General features: G+C 64.9%; 22 protein-coding genes. 6 read left to right on the forward strand and 16 right to left on the reverse strand.

What is annotated here, in order from left to right; translation table 11 throughout:
- Positions 1–405 precede the first annotated feature (405 nt).
- Positions 406–747 carry an antibiotic biosynthesis monooxygenase gene (locus tag RFN28_RS26365; protein WP_320290109.1) on the forward strand — a complete coding sequence of 114 codons (342 nt, stop codon included), beginning with the start codon at positions 406–408 and terminating at the stop codon, positions 745–747.
- Here the strand turns inward: RFN28_RS26365 and RFN28_RS26370 are convergent.
- A complete protein-coding gene (locus RFN28_RS26370; RefSeq protein WP_320290110.1) occupies positions 726–1,619 on the reverse strand; it encodes an SMP-30/gluconolactonase/LRE family protein in 894 nt (297 codons plus the stop codon). The two genes, RFN28_RS26365 and RFN28_RS26370, sit on opposite strands and share 22 nt — an antisense overlap.
- A gap of 203 nt (positions 1,620–1,822) precedes the next feature.
- On the opposite strand from RFN28_RS26370, the gene RFN28_RS26375 reads away from it, so the two are divergent.
- The 3 genes from RFN28_RS26375 to RFN28_RS26385 all read left to right on the forward strand — a co-directional run bounded on the left by RFN28_RS26375 (position 1,823) and on the right by RFN28_RS26385 (position 4,712).
- Positions 1,823–2,482 carry a DMP19 family protein gene (locus RFN28_RS26375; protein WP_320290111.1) on the forward strand — a complete coding sequence of 220 codons (660 nt, stop codon included), beginning with the start codon at positions 1,823–1,825 and terminating at the stop codon, positions 2,480–2,482.
- A gap of 712 nt (positions 2,483–3,194) precedes the next feature.
- On the forward strand, positions 3,195–3,893 hold the full coding sequence (locus tag RFN28_RS26380) for a phosphatidylserine decarboxylase (RefSeq protein WP_320290112.1): 699 nt from the start codon (positions 3,195–3,197) through the stop codon (positions 3,891–3,893).
- A 3-nt stretch (positions 3,894–3,896) separates the two neighbouring features.
- Complete coding sequence (locus RFN28_RS26385; RefSeq protein ID WP_320290113.1) at positions 3,897–4,712, forward strand: CDP-alcohol phosphatidyltransferase family protein; 816 nt, start codon at positions 3,897–3,899, stop codon at positions 4,710–4,712.
- A gap of 218 nt (positions 4,713–4,930) precedes the next feature.
- On the opposite strand, the gene RFN28_RS26390 is transcribed toward RFN28_RS26385, so the two are convergent.
- Positions 4,931–7,153, reverse strand: coding sequence for an AMP-binding protein (locus tag RFN28_RS26390; RefSeq protein ID WP_320290114.1), 2,223 nt, complete (start codon positions 7,151–7,153; stop codon positions 4,931–4,933).
- A gap of 299 nt (positions 7,154–7,452) precedes the next feature.
- Entirely contained in the window at positions 7,453–7,860 is a 408-nt protein-coding gene (locus RFN28_RS26395) for a tautomerase family protein (protein ID WP_320290115.1), read from the reverse strand.
- Positions 7,861–7,973: 113 nt separating this feature from the next.
- On the opposite strand from RFN28_RS26395, the gene RFN28_RS26400 reads away from it, so the two are divergent.
- Positions 7,974–8,828 (forward strand): LysR substrate-binding domain-containing protein, encoded by an 855-nt coding sequence (locus RFN28_RS26400; RefSeq protein WP_320290116.1) that lies wholly within the window; start codon positions 7,974–7,976, stop codon positions 8,826–8,828.
- A 167-nt stretch (positions 8,829–8,995) separates the two neighbouring features.
- Here RFN28_RS26400 and RFN28_RS26405 read toward each other — a convergent pair whose 3' ends face one another.
- The 3 genes from RFN28_RS26405 to RFN28_RS26415 form a co-directional block, all read right to left on the reverse strand.
- Positions 8,996–9,913, reverse strand: a complete 918-nt coding sequence (locus RFN28_RS26405; protein ID WP_320290117.1) for a DMT family transporter — start codon at positions 9,911–9,913, stop codon at positions 8,996–8,998.
- 141 nt (positions 9,914–10,054) lie between these two features.
- Positions 10,055–11,551 (reverse strand): S10 family peptidase, encoded by a 1,497-nt coding sequence (locus RFN28_RS26410; protein WP_320290118.1) that lies wholly within the window; start codon positions 11,549–11,551, stop codon positions 10,055–10,057.
- Positions 11,552–11,716: 165 nt separating this feature from the next.
- Positions 11,717–12,214 carry a VOC family protein gene (locus tag RFN28_RS26415; protein ID WP_320290119.1) on the reverse strand — a complete coding sequence of 166 codons (498 nt, stop codon included), beginning with the start codon at positions 12,212–12,214 and terminating at the stop codon, positions 11,717–11,719.
- A 188-nt stretch (positions 12,215–12,402) separates the two neighbouring features.
- Between RFN28_RS26415 and RFN28_RS26420 the strand changes: the two genes are divergently transcribed.
- Positions 12,403–12,909, forward strand: a complete 507-nt coding sequence (locus RFN28_RS26420; RefSeq protein ID WP_320290120.1) for an OsmC family protein — start codon at positions 12,403–12,405, stop codon at positions 12,907–12,909.
- Positions 12,910–12,957: 48 nt separating this feature from the next.
- On the opposite strand, the gene RFN28_RS26425 is transcribed toward RFN28_RS26420, so the two are convergent.
- The 10 genes from RFN28_RS26425 to rplI all read right to left on the reverse strand — a co-directional run bounded on the left by RFN28_RS26425 (position 12,958) and on the right by rplI (position 23,379).
- A complete protein-coding gene (locus tag RFN28_RS26425) occupies positions 12,958–13,182 on the reverse strand; it encodes a hypothetical protein (RefSeq protein ID WP_320290121.1) in 225 nt (74 codons plus the stop codon).
- A gap of 202 nt (positions 13,183–13,384) precedes the next feature.
- Positions 13,385–14,125, reverse strand: coding sequence for an SDR family NAD(P)-dependent oxidoreductase (locus RFN28_RS26430; protein ID WP_320290122.1), 741 nt, complete (start codon positions 14,123–14,125; stop codon positions 13,385–13,387).
- Between the two features lie 27 nt (positions 14,126–14,152).
- The gene (purF, locus tag RFN28_RS26435; RefSeq protein ID WP_320290123.1) at positions 14,153–15,634 is read right to left on the reverse strand and encodes an amidophosphoribosyltransferase; all 1,482 of its coding nucleotides are present in this window, start codon (positions 15,632–15,634) and stop codon (positions 14,153–14,155) included.
- A gap of 113 nt (positions 15,635–15,747) precedes the next feature.
- On the reverse strand, positions 15,748–16,428 hold the full coding sequence (locus RFN28_RS26440) for a CvpA family protein (protein ID WP_320290124.1): 681 nt from the start codon (positions 16,426–16,428) through the stop codon (positions 15,748–15,750).
- 27 nt (positions 16,429–16,455) lie between these two features.
- Complete coding sequence (gene radA / locus RFN28_RS26445) at positions 16,456–17,874, reverse strand: DNA repair protein RadA (protein WP_320290125.1); 1,419 nt, start codon at positions 17,872–17,874, stop codon at positions 16,456–16,458.
- A 230-nt stretch (positions 17,875–18,104) separates the two neighbouring features.
- The gene (locus tag RFN28_RS26450; protein ID WP_320290126.1) at positions 18,105–19,595 is read right to left on the reverse strand and encodes a replicative DNA helicase; all 1,491 of its coding nucleotides are present in this window, start codon (positions 19,593–19,595) and stop codon (positions 18,105–18,107) included.
- Between the two features lie 231 nt (positions 19,596–19,826).
- Positions 19,827–20,789, reverse strand: a complete 963-nt coding sequence (locus tag RFN28_RS26455; protein ID WP_320290127.1) for a small ribosomal subunit Rsm22 family protein — start codon at positions 20,787–20,789, stop codon at positions 19,827–19,829.
- Between the two features lies 1 nt (position 20,790).
- Positions 20,791–21,114: a YnfA family protein gene (locus RFN28_RS26460; RefSeq protein ID WP_320290128.1), complete on the reverse strand. Its 324-nt coding sequence runs from the start codon at positions 21,112–21,114 to the stop codon at positions 20,791–20,793.
- 160 nt (positions 21,115–21,274) lie between these two features.
- Complete coding sequence (locus RFN28_RS26465; RefSeq protein WP_320290129.1) at positions 21,275–22,561, reverse strand: cyclopropane fatty acid synthase; 1,287 nt, start codon at positions 22,559–22,561, stop codon at positions 21,275–21,277.
- Positions 22,562–22,794: 233 nt separating this feature from the next.
- Entirely contained in the window at positions 22,795–23,379 is a 585-nt protein-coding gene (gene rplI, locus RFN28_RS26470; RefSeq protein WP_040972105.1) for a 50S ribosomal protein L9, read from the reverse strand.
- Positions 23,380–23,462: the final 83 nt, after the last annotated feature.

Raw genomic sequence — 23,462 nt, forward strand, 5'->3', positions numbered from 1 at the left:
TGCTGAGAGACGAGCATGAGGAGGAGTCCGTCCGCAATCCTGCGGATGGCCGCTTAAAACTGACAAATGCCTCAAAGGGCGCGCCGAAAACCGCTCTGCCAGTCCTCTAAAGGACCTTACCGACCGCCGAAAACCACTTCGCTCCCCCGTGCAAAGCCCTCCTTGTGGGAGAAGGTGGATCGGCGCGCAGCGCCGAGACGGTTGAGGGGTGTTCCAGGGAACGCCAGCGTCTCACTCCGCTGGAGCACCCCTCATCCGACCGAGCTTCGCTCGGCCACCTTCTCCCACAAGGGGAGAAGGGGAAGTCGGCGCTAAAAATTCCCCTTGACCTCAACTTACCTTGAGCTTGCAAACCGTCTCCGAGCCTCCTGCCAAGCAACCTTTCAGGAACGGAGACAAACAGAAATGAGCAATATAAATCAACGCGATGGCAGCGTCTTCCGGGTCGACAAATTCGTCGTCCCGGCGGAAGCGCGCGACGAAATCCTTAGCAAGGTCCGCATGACGCATGAGTTGCTGCGCCGTCAGGAGGGCTTCGTGCAGGATTTCCTGCTCGAGCAGTTTTCCGGCCCCGGCGAGTTCAACATCGTCACCATGGTCGAATGGGAAAGCCAGGCCGCGGTCGACAAGGTGGTGCCGATCATCAAGGCAGCCCACGAGCGCATCGCCTTCAACCCGCAAGAGACGATCGCGCGGCTCGGCGTAAAGGCCGATATTGCCAACTATCAGCGCGTGCCGGAGTTGTAAGCAGGCCACCCGGCGCCCGGCGCCGACACGGCGACGCTTAGCACCTGGCCGGTGCGGGCGTCGCTGACCATGTTCTCGAAGCCGCGCCATTCGGCGGCAGTAATGAACAACGTCTTGCCATCGGCTCCGCCCAGCATGCAGGCAAAGCAGCCACGGTCGACGTCGACCCTGTCGATTTTCGCGCCGCCTTCGCTCACCCTGACGCAGTGCCGGTTGGGCACGTCGGCGTACCAGACGCAGCCCTCTGTATCGAGGCAGATGCCGTCTGGATAGTCATTGCCGAGATCGGCCCAGACACGGCGGTTGGAAAGGCTGCCATCGGCCGCAATATCGAAGGCGGTCAGTCGCCTGGCATGGGATTCGGCGACGATCAGCGTTTTGTTGTCCGGCGTCACCGCCATGCCATTGGCGAAGGCGATCTCATCGGCGACCTGCCGGACCGCCCCGTCCGGCGCGATCAGCACGATGGTGCCCGGTCCGAAATGCTCGCCCGGCGCCGGCGCCGGCCCGCCGCCATTGACATAGATGTTGTCGCGCCCGTCGACGACGATCTCATTCCACGGGTTCTTCGACAGCCCCCTGAGATCGGCATGGGTGACAAGCGATCCATCCGGCTCTCGCCTGAGAAGAAGGCCCTCTCGGCCCGAAATGACGAGCAGTCGTCCATCAGACAGCCAGTCGATCGAATAGGGCAGGACGGCCTGCACAGTCAGCATGACCTCGCTTCTGCCCCCTTCGTCCACGGCGACGATCTCGCCGGTCCCCCAGTTGCAAAGCCAGAGCCGCCCCTCATGCCAGCGCGGAGATTCGCCGAAGGCGAGGCCCTCGGTAATGATATTCGGATTCTCGGTGGCGGATTCCGATGACGACATTGGCTGGCTCCGTGGGCGTGTTGTCCAACCTAGGACGGATGAGCTTATGACGCGCCGACACAGTCCACCAACAATTTGGGCCCGTCTATCGCGCGCACCAAGAAACCTGGTCGTATTCGGTGCTTTTCAAATCCAACGTCTGATGAAATTGTCGTATCGCAAATAATCTCGCCCTCATTTTTTCGCTCATGGAAGCCTTTTCGATGTTTGGGTTTTTCTTGCGCAAATCCAAAGGAGCTTCCGAGAAGAAATCGCGAGCTTCCCAGGATAAGGGAGGTAATCTCCTCATACCCTTGATTATGGTGCCTCGTTCGAAGTTCGAAGAGGCTGGCGAAAAGCCTTTTCAGCTCGTCGTCGCCATCATGCAATTCGCCGCAACTATGATTTCCAAGGGGCTCTATCGCTATCCGGAGATCAATCCCAAGGCGATGCAGGTCTTTCACGCGGACTGGTATTCCTCGGAGGTAAAGAACGGCGGTCATAGTCAATTCATCCACAATGCGGGCAGGGAAATCGACACCATGATTGCCAACGCCAGAGCCGGACTCAGCAGTTGCGGGGCAAAGGGGCAGTTGGCGACTTTGGAAAAGATGTCAGCCTGGGTTGCTAAACATCCCGACAAGCAGCGACGCAAACAGGCTTCGAGGGTAGCCGCGACGATTTCCTGGATACGCTCGATGATGCATTTTACGAAGCAGACGAAGCCGTGCCGCTGGACGGTTTGCTCGCGCGCTGGATCACTTCTTGGCCCGATCTGCAAATTGTCGATGATGACGACTACGACGATGCGATCGATCGGCTGGTGCTGTCCAACCCCCAGCGTGAAGGTAGGCTTCTTCATGAGTCTGTCGGCAAACTGGTGAGCCAGATGTTGAGCCAGCGCGAGGTCGGCGCCGGTCTAGCCTGCGCAAAAATATCGCCATCGGAGATCAAGCTGGGGTTTGGGATGGCAAGGATACTGGACGTCGAAGACGAGAAGCAGATGGTCTTTCAACTGCGCACCAGTGCGAAAGAGCTTCGGCTATGCGCCGCAACAAAGACACACGTTGCTGTTTATGAATATATCGCGCCCGAAGATCCTCCGGTAATGCGGCCGGGTGAAAATCCATTCGGGGCCGACGCACCACGGGTCGGCATCCGGCTTGGTCGAGCTGAAGAGTCGGAGATCAAAACAGTTATCGAATTGGCCGAGCAGTATCATGCTCCGGTCGCTGTCGATCTGCTGCTGCGCAAGGCCGGCTTCGATCCCGCGGATGCCGTTGTTTCAGCGAACTCAGCGGTGCAAACGGCGGAAGGGCAAGTCGTGAACTGGGTGGTGCTGGCGTCTGACCGGGCCTTCCTTTTCCTGTCTTCGCCGAATGGCGGTGTGCTGTTGCGTGGCAAGGACAACGAAAAGCTCGCCGAGGCTGCTATGCCTGAACTTGACGAGCACTTTGATCGCTCTGCTGCCGCTGGGTAGGACTCTGTTCGCGTTTCACAGTATCCCCCGTCCATCCTCCCCCATTGTTGCGTTGCGGGGAGGGGGGCTTTCGGCTATTGAGGCCGGACCTGCAACAGGGACCGCCCTCAAGCCCGATGTCGCTTCTCGATACGATCAAGAATACGTTCGTTCCGATCCATCGCGAGGGCTATCCCTTCATCGCCGCCTTCGGCGCGGCAGCGCTGTTTCTCGGCTATTTCTCCTCGATCCTGTTCTGGATCGGGCTGATCCTCACCGGCTGGTGCATTTATTTCTATCGCGACCCCGAGCGCGTCACGCCGGTCGACGACCGGCTGGTGGTGAGCCCGGCCGACGGCGTGGTTTCGGCCGTCGGGCCTGCCGTGCCGCCGCGCGAGCTTGGCCTGGGCGCCGCCGAGATGACCCGCATCTCGGTGTTCATGAATGTCTTTTCCTGCCACATCAACCGCGCGCCGGTGCGCGGCAGGATCACCCGGATCGAGCATCGTCCGGGCAAATTCCTCAATGCCGAGCTCGACAAGGCAAGCTCCGAGAACGAGCGCAACGGGCTGGTCATCGACAGCCCCAACGGCACCATCGCCGCCGTGCAGATCGCCGGCCTCGTGGCGCGCCGCATCGTCTGCTGGGCCGAGCAGGGCGGCTCGATCGGCATCGGCGAGCGTTTTGGGCTGATCCGCTTCGGCTCGCGCGTCGATGTCTTCCTGCCGCCCAATGCCGTGCCGCGCGTCGCCGTCGGCCAGACGGCGGTGGGCGGCGAGACGGTGCTCGCGGAGTTCGGCGGCGCTGCCGTCACCCCGCTGGTCAGGATTTCCTGAGCGGTGGGCGCGCCCTTCAAGAAATTCGAGGCCCACGCCAGCGGCGGTCCGCGTATCCGCGAGATCCCGATGCGCATGGTGCTGCCCAATCTGGTCACCGTGCTTGCCATCTGCGCCGGCTTGTCCGGCATCCGCTTCGCCTTCGAGGACCGCTTCGAGCCGGCCGTCGTCATGGTGCTGGTCGCCGCCTTCCTCGACGGCATAGACGGCCGCCTGGCGCGCATGCTGAAGGCGACCTCGAAATTCGGCGCGCAGATGGATTCGCTGGCCGATATCGTCAATTTCGGCGTCGCGCCGGCGCTGGTGCTCTATGCCTTCCTGCTCGACCGCGCCGGCTCGCCGGGCTGGATCGCGGCGCTTCTGTTCACCATCGCCTGCGGCATGCGGCTTGCCCGCTTCAACGTGCTGGCCGAAGAGACCGACCAGCCGGCCTGGCAGAGCGAATATTTCGTCGGCGTGCCGGCGCCGGCGGGCGCGGTACTGGTGATGCTGCCCTGCTATCTCTATTTCCTGCGGCTCGGGCTGGAACCCAGCCGTCCGGCGGCCTTCATCGCCACCGGCTTCACCGTGCTCGTCGCTTTCCTGCTGGTCAGCCGGCTGCCGGTCTATTCCGGCAAAAGCGTCAAGGTGCCGGGCGACAGAGTGCTGCCCGTCATCCTGGGCGTCGTGCTCTACATTCTGCTGTTGATGGCTTATCCCTGGTACACGCTGACAGCCTCGGTCGCCGGCTATCTCCTCTTCCTGCCGTTCTCGGTGCGCGCCTATTCAAAGCGGGCCATGCGCGAAGGGGAGAAGGTGCCGCCTTCGGATATCGGGTAGCATCCTCGTCATCCTAGGGTGGAGCGACGCGAAGCGGAGCGCAGACACTAGGATCCATGCCGTTACCTCGATTGACGGACGCAGGCGGTCCAAAACTCGCAGCCCGAAGTTCGCAGCATTGCTCCAGGTCTTGCACCGCAGCGGCGCGGAGATGTCACACAGGATCCTTGGGTCTGCGCTCCGCTTCGCGTCGCTCCGCCCTAGGATGACGAAGCAACCTACGCCGCCACACCCAATCCCAACCGATCAATCGCCAGCTTGCGCGCCGACACATAATCGGTCTTGCCCGAGCCCAGCACCGGGATCTCTTCCACCTTGACGATGTCGCCCGGCACCATCAGCTCGGCGGCGCCCGCCTTCTTGCCGAACTGACGCAGCTCCTCAGCGCTGGCATCGCCGGCGGTGGTGACCAGCACGATGCGCTCGCCGCGCCGCTTGTCGGGCACCGCCACCACGGCGTGTCGTTCTTCCGGCCATAGCGACTGCACCAGCAGCTCGACCGCGCCCAGCGACACCATCTCGCCGGCGATCTTGGCGAAGCGTTTCGCCCGTCCGCGGATGGTGATGAAGCCGTCGCGGTCGACCGCGACGATATCGCCGGTATCGTGCCAGCCTTCGAGCGGCTGCAATTCGCCGGGGCGCTCGGCGGTCATGTAGCCCATCATCATGTTCGGCCCGTCGAGCCACAGCCGGCCGGCATCGGTTATGCCCTCGACCGACTCGAGCTTCATGCGGATCGCCGGCAGCAGCCGCCCGACCGTCCCGTCGCGGTTGTGGATGGCGGTGTTGACCGCCACCACGGGCGCGGCCTCGGTCAGCCCGAAACCTTCGATGATCGACGCCTGGAAACGGTCGCGATAGACGCGCCGCGTCTCCGGCTTCACCGCTTCGGCGCCGGCCACCACGAAGCGCAGGCTGGAGAAGTCGCCGTCCTTGGCGGTGCGGGCATAATTGGCTAGGAAGGTGTCGGTGCCGAACATGACCGTCGGCTTCACCTTGCGGGCAACCTCCGGGATAAGCTTGTAGTGCAACGGCGAGGGGTAGAGGAACAGTTTCACCCCGGTCACCAGCGGCAGGATGGTGCCGCCCGTCAGCCCGAAGGAATGGAACACCGGCAGCACGTTGAGCAGGATGTCGGCAGGCGAGATGGTGATGCGCGCCTCGGCCTGCATAGCGTTGGCCAGCAGATTGCGGTGCGAGAGCACCACCGCCTTCGGCGTTCCTTCCGAGCCCGAGGTGAAGAGGATCACCGCCGGTTTGCCCGCCTTCTGCGGCTGCAGCGGGAAGCGCCAAAAAAGGGCGGCGGCGACCTTGTCCAGCATCGTCACGCTCTCGCGCACATCTTCCAGCCACAGCATCTTCGCCCCGCCCGCCTCGACGGCGGCGACTATGTCGGCGATACCGGCCTTCTCGATGAAGGCTCGCGAGGAAACCACGGTGCGGATGACGGCGGTGCGGATCGCGGCGGTCACGCTCGCCGGCCCGGCGGTGTAGTTGATCATCGCCGCCACGCGGGCCGCCGAGATCAGGCCGACGAAGGACAGCACCACCCCATTGGCGTTGGGCAGGAGCAGCCCGACCGCTTCGCCGGGCGCCGTCACCGCCTCGAAGCGGCGGCCAAGCACGCGCGCGCCGATGAACATCCTGCGGTAGCTCAGCGCGCCCGAGATCACGTCCTCGATGATTGGATGCGAGGCGCCGACTCTGGCTGCGGCGTCGCGCATCGCCAGGAACAGGCCGCGATCGAGATTGGTGCCGTAAAGCCGCGCCTCGGCGAAGCGGTCGAACAGCGCATTGGTATTGGAAGCCATGTCGGGGTTGCGCGCCACCAGCTCGGCGATGGTCATCGGCTCGAGCACGCTGAGCGACAGGCGCGGGAACCAGTGCCGAGGTGCCTTGTCCGCCGGCGTCTGCGACAACGGCAGGTCGCGTGAGCCGGCGACGAAGATCGGCACGATGCGCGCGTCGGCCTGCATGGCGATGCGGGTGATGGCGCGAAACAGCCGGAACGACTTCACGTCGGGCTCGACGGTGTCGGGCAGATAGACGGCAAGCCGGCCCTTGCCCTTCAGCACCCTGACCAGCCGCCGGCTGACGAAGACATGCTCGGCATTGAAGGCGATGGTGCGGGCAAGCTCGCGCCATGGCTCCAGCCAGGGCGAGCGGGCGGAGGCCTCGTCGAGAATGTGCAGCGTGTCATCGGGAAGCAGCGACAGCATCAGCGCCGGCTCGATGCGCGACTGGTGCGAGACCACGTAGATGACCGGCGCTTGCGCCTTGCGGGCAATGCGGATGCGGTCGTCGGCTATGCGCCAGGCGAGCTTGAACGGCACATAGAGCAGCGCCTGGGTGAAGCGCAGGTTGAGCCGGAAGGTTTCGATCATGCCGATCAGCAGCCAGGCCACAGCGAGGCCTGCAAGCAGCGCCAGTGTCAGCATCATGCCGCTCTCCCAACGTCCTCCAGGGCGCGGCTCTTAGATGGCCGCTTCGCCAGAGAGGGTAGCGGAAGTGGGGGCGGCGTCAATGTGGGGGTGGCGCGACGTCCCCTTCTCCCCTTGTGGGAGAAGGTGGCCGAGCGAAGCTCGGACGGATGAGGGGTGCTGGACGGATCGCCGCGCTGAATATGTAAGTGCCTAAAAGCATTTGATTTTTTGAAGCCGTATTTCTTCCGGCACCCTCATCCGTCTCGGCGCTGCGCGCCGATCCACCTTCTCCCACAAGGGAGAAGGGGAAGATTGCCCTACGCCGCCTTCAGCCTCCCGCTGATGAATCGGAACTCTTGGCTCTTGCCGCCGAAGCCATACGCTGCCGCCGGCACCTCGTGCACGAGAGCGTAGCTTTCCTCATGCACGCCGCCGAGCAGGCGGCCGAAGGCGTCGAAGATCGCCTTCAGGTAGGCTTCGAGCTCCAGCTTGGTGTTGGTGCCGTCCACCACCTTGATGTCGAGCCAGAAGGTGTTGGTCCCATGCTCGGCCAGCGACTTGCCGCCGGCGAACCAGTGCTGGGGATCGATGTAGCTGACCGCGACCGCGGTGATGGTCGGGTCCTTGCGCAGCTGCACGGCCGTGATCCCGGTAATGTCCTTTGCGATTGCGGCGGAAAGTTTCGCGTCCGGCTCGCCTGTGACGCTGACGTTGATGATCGGCATTTTTCTCTCCTTCGGATTGTGGCGGCTCGTCGCCGCCGGTGAGAAGCAGTGCCATCATTCATGGATCAAAAAAATCGAATTGTTTTTGATAAACACTTCGATATTATCGAATTATGGATACGCTCGATCCCGATCTGCTCAAAACCTTTCTCGCTTTCGTCGATGGCGGCTCGCTGGTCAGGGCGGCATCCGCTGTCGGCCGCTCGCCTTCGGCGGTGACCGCGCAGATGCAGCGGCTGGAGGAGATCGTCGGCGAGCCGCTGCTCAGCCCCCAGGGCAGGGGGCGTGGGCTGACGCCGGCTGGCGAGGATCTTGTCGGCCACGCGCGGCGCATCCTTGCCGTCCACACCGAGGCCTGGCTGGCGCTGAAAGGGGCGCGCGCCGGCGGCCGCATCGCCATCGGCACAACGCAGGACTTTGCCGACCACGGCCTGCCGGACCTGTTGCGCGCCTTTGCCGCCAGCCATCCCCGCGTCAGGATCGAGCTGCGCGTCGGCCGCTCCCTGGAACTGGGGTCGGCGCTGCAGGCAGGCCAACTCGACCTCGCGGTCACCATGCGCCATGCTCCATCGCCGGATGAAGCGGGCCTGATCAGCGAGCCAATGCTGTGGCTCTGCTCGCAAAAAGGATTAGCGGCACGGGAAGAGGAACTGCCACTGGCGCTGCTCGACCCCTATTGCGGCTTCAGGGAGGCTGCGCTCAACGCGCTCGACGCCGCCGGCCGCCGCTACCGCATCGCCGCCGGCAGCGCCAGCCTTGCCGGCCTGCGCAGTGCGGTCAATGCCGGCATCGCGCTGACGCCGCGCACCCGGCGTCTTGCCCATTCCGGTATTGTAGAGGCGTCGCCCGATCTCAACCTCCCGCCGCTGCCGGTGGCCGAATTCGCCATCCGGCTCGGCCGCGAGGCCGCCCGGCCCGCGCGGGATCTGGCGGAGCTTCTTGGCAGCGGCTTGGCATTGCCGTCCTGAACGGAAAACCACTACGCGTTCACAGGAATGCCCCAAAAGAAAAAGCCGACCTTTTTGCGGGTCGGCTTCTAGTCGGACGGGTCGAGGGGTTTGGGGGGACTTGGGGGGTGACCCGTCGATCCAACAATGCCTGAGTCGGATGATGGTTCCGTGACCTGCAAAATAATTTACGAACGCGCCGATTTCGCCTTCATCCAGTCGCGTCCGGCATGCGCGAAAACCGCGCTGAGCACGATGGCGCCGCCGATGATGCTGGCGATTGGCGGGATTTCGCCGAGGAACAGCAGGGCGAACAGGATGGCGAACGGCACCTCGGCCGAGCCGAGCAGGCCGGATTCGGCTGCCGGTATGAGCCGCGAGCCCTCCGTCCACAGGATCGAGGCCAGCGCGAAGGAACAGCCGAAGGTGGCAAGCAGCACCGCGTCGTGTGTCGAAACCGCCAGCGGATCGGTGACGAACCAGCCGAGCACGAAGAGCAGGAAGGCCGATACGGCGCCGGCCCAGACGACGGGCGAGTCGCGAAAGGCGCGCACCATGATCATGTAGAGCGCGCTGCCGGTGGTCATCAAAAGCGCCAGCCCGTCGCCCAACAGATGGCCGCTGCTGAGGCCGCCGCCGACCATGATGGCGACGCCGCACAGCGATACCGCTGCCGCCAGCATCGTCTGCAGCCGGAAGCGCTCCCGCACCAGCAGGAAGGCAAGCAGCGCCGCGATGAAGGGCGAGGTCGCATAGATCACCGCGACATTGGCGACATAGGTGAACTTGAAAGCCGAGATGAAGGCGATGCTGGCCGCAGCGCCCTCGACCGCCAGCAGCCAGCCGCGCCAACCGAGCCTCAGACTCTCGCGTCCGCCCGAGCGACGGCGCCGCCACAGCACATAAAAGGTGATCAGGATCGAGCCGACGAATCCGCGCCAGCAGGTGATCGTCAGCGGATCGGCATGGATCGACTTGGTCAGCACGCCGGTGAGCGCGAAGGCAACCGCCGAAGCCGAAACCAGCACGATGCCGAGCGTGCGTTCGGCCGCAAGGTCGGCAGCGCCGTCGATGAGTGTGTTGGTCCGTTCGAGTGAGTCCGTCATTTTGCCAGGATACGCGTCCCGTCCTGACACCTTTCTGTCAGCAGGTTCACCATTCCACGGCAAGACGCATGCGCCTCTGCGCCAGGCTCGACCTTGCGTTGGGGCAGCGGGTAACAATCCCGATAAGACGACGCGAGGCGCTCACTGCGTCGCCTGGTAAAGCTCCGAAGCCGCCTCCTTCAGCGCGCGCCTTCCGTCGGGCCTGAGATACATCATGTGCCCGCCCTCGACGACATCGAGGCGGATCGGCCTGGCGTCGGCGAGCGAGGGGATCTGGCTCGCCAGATAGCGCGTGGCGAGATAGGGCGTGACGAGGTCGGTATAGCCGTTGACGATGACGACGCCCAGCGACGGGTTGAGCGAGCGCGCCCGCTGCAGGTCGTTCATCACGCCGGCATAGCCTTGGCCCGAGGTGCCGTAGTCCCAGTTGTGGCTGACTTCGCCGTTGAGCAGCCGGTAGCTGACATCGGTATGGTAGTTCAGCTCGTTGCGCGCATAGGCGACGAAGGCCGAGGTCAGCACCGGCACGCTGCGGTCGAGCACCGGATCGGGGCCGGCGATGCGGGCGCTTTCCGGCGCGATGTCGATGGTCGCGACCATGCCGTCATAAGGGCTGAGCACCTTGCCCTTGGCGCGCTGGAACTCGCGGGCGAACAGGCTGGCCGGGATGCGGGCGAAATTGCGCTGCACGAGGTCGAGCGGCAAGCCGGTGATCTCTGCCACGCGCCCGCTGGCCCGCTTTCCGCCTTGCTCCAGCCCCTCGGTGAGCGCCGTCAGATAGTCGCCAAGCGCATAATGCTCGACCTCGGCAAGCCTGTTGCGCAGCGCCTCGCCGCTGACGCCGTCGGCGCGCAGCCGGACTGCCGCCAGCGAAGGCAACTCGAGCGCCCAGTGCAACTGGTCGAACTGGTCCGGCTGCACCAGCATGAACTCCAGCGCCGGCGAGATCAGCACGATGCCGCTGGGGCTCAGGCCCACATCCTCCTGCAGCGTCCTGGCGAGCAGCGCGGCGCGGAAGCCGCCATAGCTTTCGCCGGCAAGGAAGAGCGGCGATCCGGTGCGGCCGTTCTGCGCCAGATAGAGCCGGATGAAGGCGCCGACCGAGCTGGCGTCCTGCTCGACGCCCCAGAACGCCTTCGTGTCCTGGCCCGGCGCCTCGCGGCTATAGCCCGTGCCGACCGGATCGACGAAGACGAGATCGGTCATGTCGAGCCAACTGTCCGGATTGTCGATGAGCTTTTGCGGCGACGGCAGGAATTCGCCATCGGTCGCAGTCGCGATGATGCGCGGGCCGAGCGCGCCGAGATGCAGATAGGCCGATGCCGCCCCCGGCCCGCCGTTGAAGACGAAGGTGATGGGACGCTCCTTCGCCGGGGCGGGCGACTGCTGCGTGTAGGCGACGTAGAAGATCGCGGCCGTCACCTCGCCCTTGCCGGAAAGCAGCGAAAGCGTGCCGGCCTTTGCCTGGTAGTCGAGCTTGCGCCCGCCAAGCGTGACCGAATGCTCGGTGACCTGCGGCGGCGGCAGAAGCGAGAGCACGCCGCCGGCCGGCGCCGGCCGCTCGGGTGTTTCGGCAAGGACCGGCTGCGCGAAGGCGGCAAGGGTCAGAAGGATGAGGGGGACGAGTTTGGACCGCATGACGCCTCCGTGGGAACGACTCCCGCAAAGGTATGGCCGGAGCGGTCGAAGTCAAAGGGTACGGGCGTGGTGCCCCGCATTCGCGAGCGCCGCGATCCTTCGCGCCCCCTCTGTCCGGCAGGACAGAGGGGGCGCTGTCCCTCCAGCTTTTGGCTATTGACGATGTTACCTTTGGGCAGCGAAGTCTGGCTCTCCAAACGCCCTCTCCAATGCCGCAACATCGATCTTCACCATCCCAAGCATCGCCTCGGTGGCGCGTTTGGCGCGCTCGCGGTCGGGGTGCGCGGCCATGTCGCCGAGGATCTTGGGAGCGATCTGCCACGACAGGCCCCAGCGGTCCTTCAGCCAGCCGCATTGCTCGGGCTTGCCGCCATTATCGAGAAAGGCGTTCCAGATGCGGTCGATCTCGGCCTGGCTCTCGAGTTCGACCAGGACAGAGAAGGAATGGTTGAACGGGTCGAGCGGACCGGCTTCGAGCGCGATGAAATTCTGGTCGTCGAGCACGAATTCGATGATCTTGACGCTGCCGGCGGGGCCGCTCGGATTGTCGGCCGCCACGTCCGTCGTGCGGCCGATCGCCGAGTTGGGGATGGTGTCGACATAGAATTCCACCGCCTGCCGCGCGTCCTTTTCGAACCACAGATGCGAGGTAATCTTGGCCATGCTGGATCTCCTTCCTCTCCGACAACGGCCAAAGGACGTTCGGGTTTCGCCCGATCCGACAGGCACTCACGCTTTGCGCCAAAGGCGGCTGGCGCTCCGTTCCCTTCGCGCCCGGCGTAGCCTGGGTCTGCCCATGCATCCCCAGACAATGCTATCAACCGGGAAAAGGCCATCGAAAGGAAAGAAGAATGGATGCCAACGCACTCAAGGCCATGCAGACGCCGCTGAAGGAAGCCTATCGCGAGGACGCCACGCAGGCACTGATCACGCTGAGAGCGCGCGGGACGATCGACGACCAGTCGATCGCCTGCAAGGTGGAGACGGGCAGGGCGCTTGCGGTGGCAGGGCTCCATCCGGCCACAGGCGGTTCGGGACTGGAGCTTTGTTCAGGCGACATGCTGCTCGAGGCGCTGGTCGCCTGCGCCGGCGTGACGCTGAAGGCGGTGGCGACGGCGCTGGAATTCAAGCTGGGCCATGCCACCGTCGAGGCCGAGGGCGATCTCGATTTTCGCGGCACGCTCGGCGTCGCCCGGGAGGCGCCGGTCGGCTTCCGTGAGATCCGGCTGAAGTTCAATCTCGACACCGACGAGCCGCAGGAGCGCATCGATTCGCTCCTGAAGCTCACCGAGCGCTACTGCGTGGTGTTCCAGACGATCAACAGCAGGCCGACGTTGATTGTTAGCGCGCAACGCTGAAGCGCCAATCTCCCCCTGGGGGGAGATTGGCTGTAGCAGTGCCCTGCGCTACTGCGCTGATGGCGTCTCAGCATCCCCCTCGTCGGTGAAGGGCGAGGCGCTCGGCACGCACTGCACGGCCCAGCCCTGCGGCGTCGGTTGCTTCTGATATTCGGTGATGGCGTTGGAGCACTGTTCGCGGGTATCGAAGGTGCTGGGCAGCACCACCATACCGCCTTGCGGGCCGGCGATCACCAGATACCAGACCAACGCCACGCTGGGAGCAGCTGCCATGGAAATGTCCTCACTTTGCTTAATGTCGGAGTCGCAACGATCCTAGCAACTCCCCGCAGATGGCGAAAGCAGGGCGGCGGAACACGCTTCCGCCGCGCCGTTCACAGACCCGTGATCGGACTTTCGTCGGACGCGCCCAGTCGGTCGCGCCGCCGGTGCCCTTCAGCGCCGAAGGCAGATTCGATCCGTATTGATGTCAGGTTTATTCCGGCTGCCGGTAGGCGACGAAACGATTATGCTTGGCCTGGAAGATCAGCCCGGTTTCCTTCAGCGCCGGGCTTGCCAGCGGCACGATGCGCTTGGCGACCTCGGAGGGGTGCGGCAGCGTCTCCGGATCCTCGCCGGGCATGGCCTGGGCGCGCATCGCCGTGCGGGTGGCGCCCGGGTCGGCGGCGTTGACCCTCAGCGGCAGGCTCTCGGTCTCATGCGCCCAGGAGCGCATCAACGCCTCGACCGCCGCTTTGGAAGCGGCGTAAGGCGCCCAGAAGGCGCGCGCCGAATGGGCGGCGTTGGAGGACATGATGATCGCGCGACCGGCGTCGGAAAGCCGAAGCAGCGGGTCGACTGAGCGGATCAGCCGCCAGGTCGAGGTGACGTTGAGGGTCATCACCTTCTCGAAGGTTTTGGCCTCGACATGGCCGATCGGCGAGATGGCGCCGAGGATGGCGGCATTGGCCACGAGGATGTCGAGCTTGCCCCAGCGCTCGTGGATCGCACCGCCCAGCCGGTCGATGCCGGCCATGTCGGTGAGGTCGAGCGGCACCAGCGTCGCATGGCCGCCATCGGCCTTGATCTGATCGTCTAGCTCTTCCAGCCCGCCCACGGTGCGGGCGACCGCAATCACATGCGCGCCGGCGGCTGCAAGCTCCCTGGCGATGAAGTAGCCGATGCCGCGCGAAGCGCCGGTGACGACCGCCACGCGGCCGGAAAGGTCGAGGGTCATGCAAGAGGTTCCGTGAGATGGTCCGGCTTACGACCCGCCGCTCGCCAGCAACGACAGCGTGCGCACGTTGTCGTGGCCTTCGAAGTCGAGCAGGCGGGTCGGGTACTGGCCGGTGAAGCAGGCGTCGCAGAACTGTGGCTGGTCGTTGTCGCGGCGCGCCTCGCCGACGGCGCGGTAGAGCCCGTCGATCGAGAGAAACCCGAGCGAATCGACGCGGATGAATTCGGCCATCTCCTCGACCGACATGCGCGATGCCAAGAGCTTCGACTTCTCCGGCGTGTCGACGCCGTAGAAGCAGGACGCGCTGGTCGGCGGCGAGGCGATGCGCATATGCACTTCCTTGGCGCCGGCGTCGCGCACCATTTGCACGATCTTCTGGCTGGTGGTGCCGCGCACGATGGAATCGTCGACCAGCACCACGCGCTTGCCCTCGATCATGCGGCGGTTGGCGTTGTGCTTGAGCTTGACGCCCATATGGCGGATGGAATCGCCGGGCTGGATGAAGGTGCGGCCGACATAATGGTTGCGGATGATGCCGAGCTCGAAGGGAATGCCCGCGGCTTGGCTGAAGCCGATCGCGGCCGGGGTGCCGGAATCCGGCACCGGGACCACGATGTCGGCCTCGACCGGGTTTTCCTGCGCCAGCTCCGCGCCGATGCGCTTGCGCACCTCATAGACGTTGCGGCCTTCGACGGAGGAATCCGGCCGCGCGAAATAGACATATTCGAAGATGCAGAAGCGCGTCTTCTGCGGCTCGAACGGGAACAGGCTTTCGATGCCCTTGGAGGTGATGACCACCATCTCGCCGGGCTTGATGTCGCGCACAAAGCGGGCGCCGATGATGTCGAGCGCGCAGGTTTCGGAAGCGAGGATCCAGGCGCCGTCGAGGTCACCCAGCACCAGCGGGCGGATGCCGAGCGGGTCGCGGCAGCCGATCATCTTCTTGGCCGTCATCGCCACCAGCGAGAATGCGCCCTCGACCTGGCGTATCGCGTCGATGAAGCGCGAATTCAGATCCCGCTCCTTGCTGGTCGCGACCAGGTGCAAAAGTGTTTCGGTGTCGGAGGTGGAGGAAAAGATCGAGCCCTGCTTCTGCAGCGCGCGCTGCACGGTGAGCGCATTGGTGAGGTTGCCGTTATGGGCGACCGCCAGGCCGCCTTCGGCAAGCTCGGCAAAGAAGGGCTGGACGTTGCGCAGGCCGGCGCCGCCGGTGGTGGCGTAGCGGGTATGGCCGATGGCGCGGTTGCCCTGCAGACTGTCGATGACACGCTGTTTGGTGAAGGTGTCGCCGATCAGGCCGACATGGCGCTCGACGTGAAACTGCGTGCCGTCATAGGAGACGATGCCGGCAGCCTCCTGGCCGCGATGCTGCAGGGCATGAAGCCCGAGTGTGACGATAGCCGCAGCGTCCTGCCGGCCGAAAATGCCGAACACGCCGCATTCGTCGTGGAAATGGTCATCGGCCTCGGCGGAAAGGACTTTGCCTGCGTCTGCCGTTGAGTCTGCCATTTGGTACTCAAGCTCCGCTAAAGCCGCCATATAGGGCGATCGCTCGTCGAACGCAACGCACGCGATGCCGCATTCACAAAATGCTCAGGCCAGCGCTGGTGCTGGCCTGAATTTCAGTTTGCCGGCGCCGGAGTGGCGGGAGCCGGGGCAGGGGCCGGCGTCGGCTCGTTGTCGGCCGGCGCTTCGCCGTCGCTGTCGTCGGGCGGCGTCGCGTTGTCTTCGCCGGTCGCCGGCGGCTCGGCGGCGGGCTGGTCGGTCGTCGCCGGCGCGCCAGCCTGGGGCGCGCCCTTATGCGTGTATTTGTTGACCAGTTCTTCGGTGTTCTCCGGCAGCACGCTTTCGATCTTGGCGCCGATCGTCTCGAGCAGCGGCCGCGACTTGGCGTTGGCGATCCAGGCAGGGGCCTTGGCGCCGGCCAGCCAGTTGAAGAACAGAAGCGCTACCGCCACGACCAGGATGCCGCGCGCAGCGCCGTAGAGGAAGCCGAGCGTGCGGTCGAGCGCGCCGATGCGCGAATCGATGATCCAGTCGGCGAGCTTCATGGTGATGACCGAAACGACGATCAGCGCGACGACGAAGACGACGCCGGCCGAGGCCGCCATGGCGATCTTGTCGTTGTCGACATAGGGCTGAACGTAGGGCAGCACCGGCTTGTAGAAGAAGAAGGCCGCTGCCGCCGCCGCCGCCCAGGAAACCACCGACAGCACCTCGCGGGAAAAGCCGCGCACCATGGCAAGCATGGCTGAAACCAGGGTGAAGCCGACGAGAATTCCATCAAGCAGCGTAATCGGCATGTCTTTCGCCCCACATCATGAGCCGCATCACTCCTGTTCGTCGGCGCGGCTGCGTCGTGAGCCGGCTATGCGCGCCACGAGGTCGGCAAGCTCGGTGGGCTGGAAAGCGCCGGCCGCGATTCCCCCGGCCCCATTACCGCCAACGACTTCCTCGCTGCCGAGCGGCAGCACCGCGCTTCCGAAACCCAGCTTTTCGGCCTCTTTGAGGCGCTGCTGCGCATGCGCAACCGGCCTCACCGCGCCCGAAAGGCTGATTTCGCCGAAATAGACGCAATCGGCGGGAAGGGCAAGACCGGTGAGCGACGAAACAAGTGCCGCGGCGACGGCGAGATCGGCCGCCGGCTCCGAGATGCGGTAGCCGCCGGCTACGTTGAGATAGACATCGTGCTGGCCGAAGCGGACGCCGCAATGGGCTTCCAGCACCGCGAGCACCATGGAGAGCCGCGCGCCGTCCCAGCCGACGACGGCACGGCGCGGCGTGCCGAGCGAGGAAGGCGCCACCAGCGCCTGGATCTCGACCAGAACCGGCCGCGTCCCTTCCATGCCGGCGAAGACCGCCGCGCCCGGCGATTTCGCGTGCCGCTCGCCGAGGAACAGCTCGGACGGATTGGAGACCTCGCGCAGGCCCTTGTCCGACATCTCGAAGACGCCGATCTCGTCGGTCGGTCCAAAACGGTTCTTCACCGTGCGCAGGATGCGGAAGTGATGATTGCCTTCGCCCTCGAAATAGAGCACGCCGTCGACCATGTGCTCGACCACGCGCGGGCCGGCGATCTGGCCTTCCTTGGTGACATGGCCGACGAGCACGATCGCGGCCCCTGTGGACTTCGCGTAGCGGATCATCGCCTGGGCGGCGGCGCGCACCTGGGTGACGGTGCCCGGTGCCGAATCGGCAAGGTCGGTCCACAGCGTCTGGATGGAATCGAGGATCACGAGGTCCGGCCGCTTGCCGTCGGCGATCGTGGCGAGGATGTCCTCGACATTGGTCTCGGCAGCGAGCTCTACGGGCGTGGAGGCGACGCCGAGGCGCTGCGCGCGCAGCCGGATCTGCGCCACCGCTTCCTCGCCCGAGACATAGACGATGCGGTGGCCTTTCGAGGCAAGGGCTGCCGCGGCTTGCGTCAGCAGCGTCGACTTGCCGATGCCGGGATCGCCGCCGACCAGAAGCGCCGAGCCGCGCACGAAGCCGCCGCCGGTGGCGCGGTCGAGCTCGCCGATGCCCGAAACGATGCGCGGCGCGTCCTCAATGTCGCCGGCGAGGCTGGTTAGCACCACCGCGCGGCCCTTGCGCGCACTGCGCGTGTTCGCCGGCCCCGAGCCGATGCCGCCCGCCGTGCCTTCCTCGACCAGCGTGTTCCACTCGCCGCACGCATCGCATTTGCCTGCCCAACGCTGATGCACCGAGCCGCAATTCTGGCAGATGAACTGAACGCGGGGTTTGGCCATTAGCGTTGCGCCAATCGCAAATTTTCGGAGGCTGGCGTTCCCGCCCACCCCCCTCTGTCCTGCCGGACATCTCCCCCGCAAGGGGGGAGATCGGCAGCTTGGCCGCCGGAGCTCTTGTTGCAACGTCGGCGATTGGCGAAGGTCGTAGTGACGGTCAATCTCCCCCCTTGCGGGGGAGATGGCCGGCAGGCCAGAGGGGGGTGTGACGGAGCGCTAACGTCGGCCAAGAGCTACTCAAACCTTTCCGGCAGATGATGCTCTTCCGCCAGATCCGAGAACCGCGTGAATTCGCCGTGGAAGGCGAGGCTGACGGTGCCCGTCGGTCCGTGGCGCTGTTTGGCGACGATCACTTCGGCCTTGCCGCGCGCCTCGTTCATCTCGTTTTCCCATTTGATGTACTCGTCGGTGCCGAGCTTGGGTTCACGGTTCTTGAGGTAGTATTCCTCACGGTAGACGAACAGCACCACGTCGGCGTCCTGCTCGATCGATCCGGATTCGCGCAGGTCCGAGAGTTGCGGGCGCTTGTCGTCGCGGCTTTCGACCTGACGCGACAGCTGCGACAGCGCGATGATCGGCACGCCGAGCTCCTTGGCCAGCGCCTTCAAGCCCGTGGTGATCTCGGTGATTTCCTGCACGCGGTTCTGCGAGGCGCGCGCGCTCGATCCCTGCATCAGCTGGATATAGTCGATGACGATGAGGTCGAGGCCGCGCTGGCGCTTCAGCCGCCGTGCGCGGGCGGAGAGCTGCGCGATCGAGATGCCGCCGGTCTGGTCGATGAACAGCGGGATCTTCTGCATGGTCTGCGAGCAGGCGACCAGCTTCTCGAAATCCATCTCGGTGATCTCGCCGCGGCGAATTTTCGATGACGAAATCTCAGTCTGCTCGGAGATGATGCGGGTGGCGAGCTGCTCCGACGACATTTCCAGCGAGAAGAAGCCGACGACGCCGCCATTGGCCGCCTTGAAGGTGCCGTCGGCCTGCTGCGCCGGCACGTAGGCCTCGGCGATGTTGAAGGCGATGTTGGTGGCCAAAGATGTCTTGCCCATGCCAGGGCGCCCGGCGAGCACGATCAGGTCGGATGGTTGCAGGCCGCCCATACGGCGGTCGAGGTCGCGCAGGCCGGTTGAGATGCCCGACAGATGGCCGTCGCGCATGAAGGCGGCGTTGGCCATGTCGACGGCGGTCTTGACCGCATCGTTGAAGCTCTCGAAGCCGCCGTCGTAGCGGCCGGTCTCGGCCAGCTCGAACAGGCGCCGCTCGGCATCCTCGATCTGGTCGGAGGGCGACATGTCGACGGGCGCGTCATAGGCGATGTTGACCATGTCCTCGCCGACGGTGATCAGCGCGCGGCGCGTGGCGAGGTCGTATATGGCGCGGCCGTAGTCGGTGGCGTTGACGACGGTGACGGCTTCGACGGCAAGGCGCACGACATATTGCGCCACCGTCATGTCGCCGACCTTCTCTTCCGCCGGCAGGAAGGTCTTCAGCGTGATCGGCGTCGCGATCTTGCCCATGCGAATGAGCTCGGACGCGACCTCGAAGATCCGGCGGTGCAGAGGCTCGTAGAAATGCGCGGGCTTGAGGAAATCGGAAACGCGATAGAAGGCGTCGTTGTTGACCAATATGGCGCCAAGCAGCGCCTGCTCGGCCTCGATATTGTTCGGTGCCTCGCGATAGAGCGGTTGCTCCGCCACGCCGAGTTTGCGCGCTGCTTCTGCCATGCTGTCCCCGATTCCGATCCCGGCCTCTCGATATCAGAACTGGACAAATCCGTGCTGACTTATCTGCAACACTCTTCGGCCCAACCAACTTTGATGCCCAATGTTCACAGGAGTGGCGGGCCGTCCACAGGACAAAATTCCCGTGCTCCGAATCCGTTTGACTTGATTGTGATTCGTTGAGACGAATAGAACAAATAAAGAACAAATTCAAGTTGTCGGCTGGCCAAGCCGCTATACGGAATCGCCCCAGTCGGCCCGCCGAGCCGCCCTGAAAACCTCGCCGTCGCGCTTGCTGAACAAGCGCTCGGCGGCGCTGCCGTCCGGCTGGCAAAGTTTGAGCACCACCTTGCCGGAGCCCGCCTTCGGCGGCGCGATGACGCGTGAGGCGCGCGCCGGCGCCGGCTGCCGCGAGGCGGCGAGGTAGATGAACTTCTCGTCCTCCCACGGCACATCGGCGTCCTTGGCGAGGCGATGCAGGCGCGAGCGAGCGACACGGCGCGAGAAATGGCACCAGTCGGGCGCAACGAGCGGGCAGGGGGCTTCGTGCGGACAGGGCGCCGGGACATGCGCGCCGGCGCCGATGAGCTGCTTGCGGGCGGCGAGGATACGCTGCCATCCGGTCGGCGTGCCGGGCTCGACGATCAGCAGCGTGTCGCCACTCAACCGCCACAGCCGGTCGATGAGCTTCGGCAGCGAGGCCGGCGCGATTTCGTCCAGCACATAGGCCGCGCTGACGAGGTCGGCGGGCTCAAGGCCGTCGAGGTCGATGGTGGCGTCGCCGGCGACCCAATCCGTGCGGGCGGCGATCGGGCCGGCGGCCAGCGACTGGCCGATCTTGCGCACCGCTGCACTCGCCTCGACCAGAACCGCCCGTTCGAGTTCCGGCCAAGCGTCAGCCGTGGCCCAAAGCATCGTACCAGGCCCGGCGCCGATATCGAGCAGGCTCTTCGGCTGGAAGTCGGGGCAGGTGTCTGTCAGCGCATCGATGCTGGCACGGACGGCGGCATAAGTGGCGGGCAGCCTGGTCGCCAGGTAGGCCTTCGCCGCCATGTCGTCCCCCAAATGCAGGCGGCCGTCACGCAGCTCGGCGCGATAGCGGTCGGAAAGCGCCTTCGCCGCCTGTTTCAGTGCCGGCATCGGCACCCCATCGAGCAGGCTGTCGACGCCTTGCCGGAGCGGGGCGGGCAGTTCCACTTCAGGCTCCCCGGGGTGCGAGCAGGATGACCGACGCGCCCAAGATGCAGAGTGCTGCGCCGGCAATATCCCAGCGGTCGGGCCGCACGCCTTCCACCAGCCACAGCCAGGCAAGCGAGGCAGCGATGTAGATGCCGCCATAGGCCGCATAGGCGCGCCCGGCGGCATTCGTGTCGACCAGCGCCAGCAGGAAGCCGAACAATGCGAGCGAGGCGAGGCCGGGAATGAGCCAGAGCGGCGACTTCGCCAGCCGCCACCAGGCCCAGAACGAAAAGCAGCCGGCGATCTCGGCAAGTGCTGCTGCGATGTAGACGGGATAGGTCATGGCAGAACCGGTATCGTTTGCCGGGACTTGTCACAAGATGGGGCAGGGGTGGCAAGAGCGGCCAACCTCGCGGGACAGCGCCCTCTCTGTCCGGCCGGACAGAGAGGCGCGAAGGAATGCGGCACTCGTCGCTGCCGCCCTTTAATCGTTGTCGATCGCCCTACTCCACCGCCCTGCGCCGCCGGGCGGGCTTGGCGGGCACCGGCGCCGGCTCCTTGTGGCCGAGGTCGCGCAGCTCCAGCGCCTTCTCGCATTTGGCCATGTAGTCGCGCGTCATCGGCAGCGTGTCGTTCTTCTTGGCGATCTGGAACTGGAAGATCACCAGGTCCTGCCAGCGGAAGGCGGCTTCCGAGGCGGCAAGATAGAACTCCCACATGCGGCAGAAGCGCTCGTCATAGATCGCCTTGGCCTTGTCGCGGTTGGCGGCGAAGCGCTGGCCCCAATGCTTGAGCGTGTCGGCGTAATGCAGGCGCAAGATCTCGATGTCGGTGACGACCAGGCCGGACTTCTCGATCGCCGGCATCACCTCCGACATCGCCGGAATGTAGCCGCCCGGGAAGATGTATTTGCGAACGAAGGCGCTGGTTGCCCACGGCACGCCGGAACGGCCGATGGTGTGCAGCAGCATGACACCGTCGGGCTTGAGCAGCGTCGCCGCCTTGTCGAAGAAGGTGCGGTAGTGGTTGACACCGACATGCTCGAACATGCCGACCGAAACGATGCGGTCGAAGCGTTCGTTGAGCGCGCGATAGTCCTTGAGGTCGAAATGCACGCGGTCTTGCAGGCCCAGCGCATGCGCGCGGTCGGTCGAGACGCCATGCTGCTCGGTCGACAGCGTCACGCCCTGCACGTGGACGTCAAAGGCCTTGGCCAGATAAAGGCCGAGCCCGCCCCAGCCGGAGCCGATGTCGAGCACCGACTGGCCTGCCTTCAATCTGAGCTTGGCGGCGATGTGGCGCTTCTTGGCGAGCTGCGCTTCTTCCAGCGTCATGTCGGGCTGCTCGAAATAGGCGCAGGAATACTGCATATCCTCGTCGAGGAAGAGCTTGTAGAGCTCGCCCGAAAGGTCGTAGTGGCGCTGCACGTTGCGGCGCGATCTGGACGCCGTATTGATCTGCTGCAGGCGGCGGAAGGCGTGGCGCAGGCCCTCGATCGCCTTCGACCAGGTCACATCGATGCCGCCGCTGCCCATGTTCTGGAAGGCGATGCGCATAAGCCCGAGCACGCCGCCTTCGGGGATGTCCAGCTCGCCGTCCATATAGGCTTCCGGAACGGCCAGCATCGGATCGAAGCTGATGGCGCGCTCGGCATGCGAGGTCTTGATGTGGATGTGCACCGGCTCGTCGCTGCCGTCGCCGAACACATGCGTCGAGCCTTCCGGACCGGTGACCTTGAGGCTGCCGGCCCGCACCAGGCGCTCGAGAACGTGTTTCAACAGGATGTTCATGACCAACTGTCCCCTCAGACGAACCATCCCGGCGACCCGCCGGAAACGCCAAATCGAAACTGCCACAGCGCATCGCCCGCGTCCAATCGACGCGCCACGCCGTAATCTGCAACAAGATATGGGGGTTCGAAAAGTTCCGTTTGGCACAAAAATGCCCGGGTCGTGTGACCCGGGCATTAGTCCAGAAATTCTGGAGGCCAGCGGAGCCGGAGCAGCGCTCCGGCGCGTGTCGGTCAGGCGTTGTCTTCGCCGCCCTCGAACTCGGCATTCGGGTCGAAGAAGTTCTCCGGCCGGGCATTGTCGTTGATGTCTTCGCCATAGATGGCTTCGGCCGTCGTCAGCGTCTCGCCCTTGGCCTGGCGCTCCGCCTCTTCGGCCGAGCGGGCGACGTTGAGCGTCACGGTAACCTCGACCTCCGGATGCAGCGCGATCGCCACATTGGAGAGGCCGATGGTCTTGATCGGCTGGTTGAGCTCGATCTGGTTGCGGCTGACGGTGAAGCCTTCGGCGGTCAGGAGTTCGGCGATGTCGCGGGTCGACACCGAGCCGTAGAGCTGGCCGGTCTCGCCGGCCGAGCGCACGACGATGAAGCTCTTGCCGTCGAGCTTCTCGGCGACCTGGCTGGCCTCCGACTTGCGCTCGAGGTTGCGGGCTTCGAGCTGGGCGCGCTGGCCCTCGAACTTCTTCTTGTTGGCTTCGTTGGCGCGCAGCGCCTTGCCCTGCGGGAGCAGGAAGTTGCGGGCAAAGCCGTCCCTGACCTTGACGGTATCACCCATCTGGCCGAGGCGGGAAATGCGCTCGAGGAGAATGACTTCCATGGTTTCGTTCCTTCAGTTTGGCGCCATCCGGGATGGCGTCGGATTCTTTTGGAACAGGTCAGGAAGCAAAAGGGGCGTCGCCG

This window comes from Mesorhizobium album, assembly GCF_033977205.1.
GTDB lineage: Bacteria > Pseudomonadota > Alphaproteobacteria > Rhizobiales > Rhizobiaceae > Mesorhizobium > Mesorhizobium album.

Bases quoted from the DNA above. Each gene is read 5' to 3' on its own strand.
- RFN28_RS26405 (WP_320290117.1), bottom strand. From the start codon at position 9,913: ATGACGGACTCACTCGAACGGACCAACACACTCATCGACGGCGCTGCC.
- radA (WP_320290125.1), bottom strand. From the start codon at position 17,874: ATGGCCAAACCCCGCGTTCAGTTCATCTGCCAGAATTGCGGCTCGGTG.
- RFN28_RS26395 (WP_320290115.1), bottom strand. From the start codon at position 7,860: ATGCCGATCATCAACGTCAGCGTCACAGGCGAGCCGGACGCGAAACTT.
- RFN28_RS26390 (WP_320290114.1), bottom strand. From the start codon at position 7,153: ATGATGCTGACACTGGCGCTGCTTGCAGGCCTCGCTGTGGCCTGGCTG.
- RFN28_RS26410 (WP_320290118.1), bottom strand. From the start codon at position 11,551: ATGCGGTCCAAACTCGTCCCCCTCATCCTTCTGACCCTTGCCGCCTTC.
- RFN28_RS26375 (WP_320290111.1), top strand. From the start codon at position 1,823: ATGTTTGGGTTTTTCTTGCGCAAATCCAAAGGAGCTTCCGAGAAGAAA.
- RFN28_RS26420 (WP_320290120.1), top strand. From the start codon at position 12,403: ATGGATGCCAACGCACTCAAGGCCATGCAGACGCCGCTGAAGGAAGCC.
- purF (WP_320290123.1), bottom strand. From the start codon at position 15,634: ATGGCAGACTCAACGGCAGACGCAGGCAAAGTCCTTTCCGCCGAGGCC.
- RFN28_RS26450 (WP_320290126.1), bottom strand. From the start codon at position 19,595: ATGGCAGAAGCAGCGCGCAAACTCGGCGTGGCGGAGCAACCGCTCTAT.
- RFN28_RS26400 (WP_320290116.1), top strand. From the start codon at position 7,974: ATGGATACGCTCGATCCCGATCTGCTCAAAACCTTTCTCGCTTTCGTC.
- rplI (WP_040972105.1), bottom strand. From the start codon at position 23,379: ATGGAAGTCATTCTCCTCGAGCGCATTTCCCGCCTCGGCCAGATGGGT.
- RFN28_RS26440 (WP_320290124.1), bottom strand. From the start codon at position 16,428: ATGCCGATTACGCTGCTTGATGGAATTCTCGTCGGCTTCACCCTGGTT.
- RFN28_RS26425 (WP_320290121.1), bottom strand. From the start codon at position 13,182: ATGGCAGCTGCTCCCAGCGTGGCGTTGGTCTGGTATCTGGTGATCGCC.
- RFN28_RS26380 (WP_320290112.1), top strand. From the start codon at position 3,195: ATGTCGCTTCTCGATACGATCAAGAATACGTTCGTTCCGATCCATCGC.
- RFN28_RS26415 (WP_320290119.1), bottom strand. From the start codon at position 12,214: ATGGCCAAGATTACCTCGCATCTGTGGTTCGAAAAGGACGCGCGGCAG.
- RFN28_RS26370 (WP_320290110.1), bottom strand. From the start codon at position 1,619: ATGTCGTCATCGGAATCCGCCACCGAGAATCCGAATATCATTACCGAG.
- RFN28_RS26460 (WP_320290128.1), bottom strand. From the start codon at position 21,114: ATGACCTATCCCGTCTACATCGCAGCAGCACTTGCCGAGATCGCCGGC.
- RFN28_RS26430 (WP_320290122.1), bottom strand. From the start codon at position 14,125: ATGACCCTCGACCTTTCCGGCCGCGTGGCGGTCGTCACCGGCGCTTCG.
- RFN28_RS26365 (WP_320290109.1), top strand. From the start codon at position 406: ATGAGCAATATAAATCAACGCGATGGCAGCGTCTTCCGGGTCGACAAA.
- RFN28_RS26465 (WP_320290129.1), bottom strand. From the start codon at position 22,561: ATGAACATCCTGTTGAAACACGTTCTCGAGCGCCTGGTGCGGGCCGGC.